The organism is Ferroglobus sp., assembly GCF_015521575.1.
GTDB lineage: Archaea > Halobacteriota > Archaeoglobi > Archaeoglobales > Archaeoglobaceae > Ferroglobus.
Map to the genome: position 1 here is coordinate 1 of NZ_WANY01000236.1, position 2,417 is coordinate 2,417.

The 2,417-nt window shown below is 41.0% G+C and carries 3 protein-coding genes, 1 tRNA gene and 1 pseudogene; 1 reads left to right on the forward strand and 4 read right to left on the reverse strand.

The annotated features are described in order from the left end of the window. A pseudogene (locus F7C14_RS09485) lies at nt 1-323 on the forward strand (hypothetical protein); the annotation flags it as partial. A gap of 114 nt (nt 324-437) precedes the next feature. Here F7C14_RS09485 and F7C14_RS09490 read toward each other — a convergent pair. From F7C14_RS09490 to F7C14_RS09505, 4 genes are all read right to left on the reverse strand, one after another. After that, complete coding sequence (locus F7C14_RS09490; protein ID WP_290902256.1) at nt 438-944, reverse strand: DUF3368 domain-containing protein; 507 nt, start codon at nt 942-944, stop codon at nt 438-440. After that, a complete protein-coding gene (locus tag F7C14_RS09495; protein WP_290902258.1) occupies nt 941-1,237 on the reverse strand; it encodes a UPF0175 family protein in 297 nt (98 codons plus the stop codon). The genes F7C14_RS09490 and F7C14_RS09495 overlap by 4 nt, the downstream gene beginning before the upstream one ends. Nucleotides 1,238-1,554: 317 nt before the next feature. Then, nucleotides 1,555-1,627, reverse strand: a tRNA-Thr gene (locus F7C14_RS09500). Nucleotides 1,628-1,738: 111 nt separating this feature from the next. After that, nucleotides 1,739-2,417: phosphoribosyltransferase (locus F7C14_RS09505; protein ID WP_367114362.1), on the reverse strand; the 679-nt coding region annotated here is incomplete at its 5' end.

Genomic DNA, 2,417 nt, shown 5'->3' on the forward strand with positions numbered 1-2,417 from the left:
ATGTCTGTTCGTCTGGGCATCTGAGGGTAGAGGAAGCTTTGAAGCCTACGCTTTCCTTAAAGAAGTTTTTCAAATACTGCGAGAATAAACCTGAAGTTGTTGTAGACAGAAGATTCTGGTATCTCTGGGCTTTGAAAAGAATTGGATTAAAGTATGAGCACGAGACATTTGGTGAGCGGAATGCAGTAGAAGGGTTCTTTTCTCTGCTAGAGAACAGAACTAAAAGGTTCTTCAACAGGTTTCCCTTTAACAGTTCATTTTATTCAGTTCAGAGTTGGCTGGAGAGCTTCGTTGCTGTCTATAATACGGAGGTGTTATCTTGACAGTCCCGTTACAGCTTTTGAAACTTAAAACTGACTTGAACGGTGAAGTTTTTCTTGTAAGGTAGTTACGAGAGTAACGCCAAAGCTTTGAAAAACGAAGGATTAACGAATTCGCTAATCCTTTTTCCGGTTAATAACTCTTTTAGCCTCTTTTATTGCTTCTATAACGATTTCCTCCTTCAATCTAAATCCTTGCCCTACCATTTCATTGAGAGTATCTATGAACTCGTCAAAGTCTATTACCTCTTCCTTCAAAGCTTTTAACAGGACGAATAATGTTCCTCTCGGTTTTAAGTTAAGAAGTTTTGCCGCAAATCTTGCAGGTTTTTCGTCAACTAAAACGTCTTTTATTCCAAGTTTCTTTGCAAGTGAGAGAACTGCTACCTCTCCAGAATGAAGCTTTATCGGAATATCTATCGGCTCTACTTTTAACACTTTAATCCATCCCTCTTTGATGGCTTTCTCGATAGCGTAGCTGTCAGGCTTTCCCAAAGCCTTGCCTTTATCGACGACTTCGACTTTAACCTCCTCCGGGATGTATACCTCGCCAAAAATCTTGAGCAGCTCAAGCTTTCCTACTTTCGCAAGATAGATTAGCGGTGTTGCATTGGATACTATCATATGTCCTTAAAGTCCTCCTTCAAATCTTCCAATGTGTATGGAACGATCGTCCCCCTCTTTTTTGCCTCGTTAATGATCTCCCATAGAGATATGCCGCAATTTTCAGCTGCCTGCCACAGCGTTATCTTACCTTCTTCGTAATCTTTCAGGTTCTTTTCAATCAGCCACTCTTTCACGGCTTTACTCAAGAACCTTCTCATGATTGTTGATCTATCCATCCCCTCCTGCTTGGCAATCTCATCGATTAACTTGGCGAGTTTATCATCAACTCTCGTAGTCAGAGTTACTGGCATGTATTAAATTTCTTCATCTTAATACTTAAATGTTGTGCCGCATGAAATAGTTTAGAGTCAATACATCGAAGAAAACAAAGCTAAGAAAATCCTCTTAGCTTTACCTTACTTCTTTGGACTTGCGATAAACTAAGCAAAGTTAAACTTTGAGAATAGATGAATTCTTCTCTGGAAGGTGGCAGATAATGTTATTTGTCGCAGATGCCATACTTCAAGCAGCCTGCAACATTAGTAAAGATCTGCAAAGTTTGCGATAGAAGTTTTCCAGAATAACAGTTGAAAAGATTAACAGATATTTAGCAAATTGGAAAAAGGAGAGCCACGGCCGGGATTTGAACCCGGGACCTTTGCCTTACCAAGGCAACGCTCTGCCAGCTGAGCTACCGTGGCTTAAGTTAGCTTAGCGAACAATTTGCTTATGAAGTTTGCGGTTAAATTAAACCGCTCAAATTTAAGATACGCTCCTGCTTTTTCAGGTAAAACTACGAAACTCCCTTTTTGCTATTTCAGGAGCTCTAACATTTCTTCATCGCTAACATCGTGCCACTCCAGATAGGCGTCTGCCACAGCGTAAGGATAGATATCCCTCAAATTCACGCAAAATATTCCATCGCAGCTCTTGGAAATTAGGTTAATTGCATAGGAGGAGGCTGTTGGGACAGCAACGTAAACTCTATCGTAAAACCTCCTTGAGCTTTTTATTGCTACGAGCATTGTATATCCGGATGCCAGTCCATCGTCAACGAGAAAAGCGTTTTCGTTTCTGTCTTTAAGCAAATACTTCTCGGGAATGATTTTCAACCTCCTCTCAATTTTTTCCCTTGTCCTCCTTACTTGCTCCTCGACGACATCCTCGCTGATTTTATAGTAACGAATGGCACTTCTATTTAATTCGAGGTCTCCGAACATGCTCAACGCTCCAAAGCCCGCCTCGGTTGTCCAGGGAAATAGGATATTTGAAACAAGCAAGATCTTCAATTTCAAGCCCATTTTTTTAGCCATTGCCCAAGCTACCGGAACTCCTCCGGCTGGAATAGCAACGACGTCCGTCTTATCTCTATCAACATCAAAATGCTTTTCGATTAAATCGGCGAGTTTCTCTCCGGCATCTATTCTATCCTTGAAAACTCCGAACATGTTGCGGTATTCTTTCCCCTCAATGACAAACATACAAACAAAC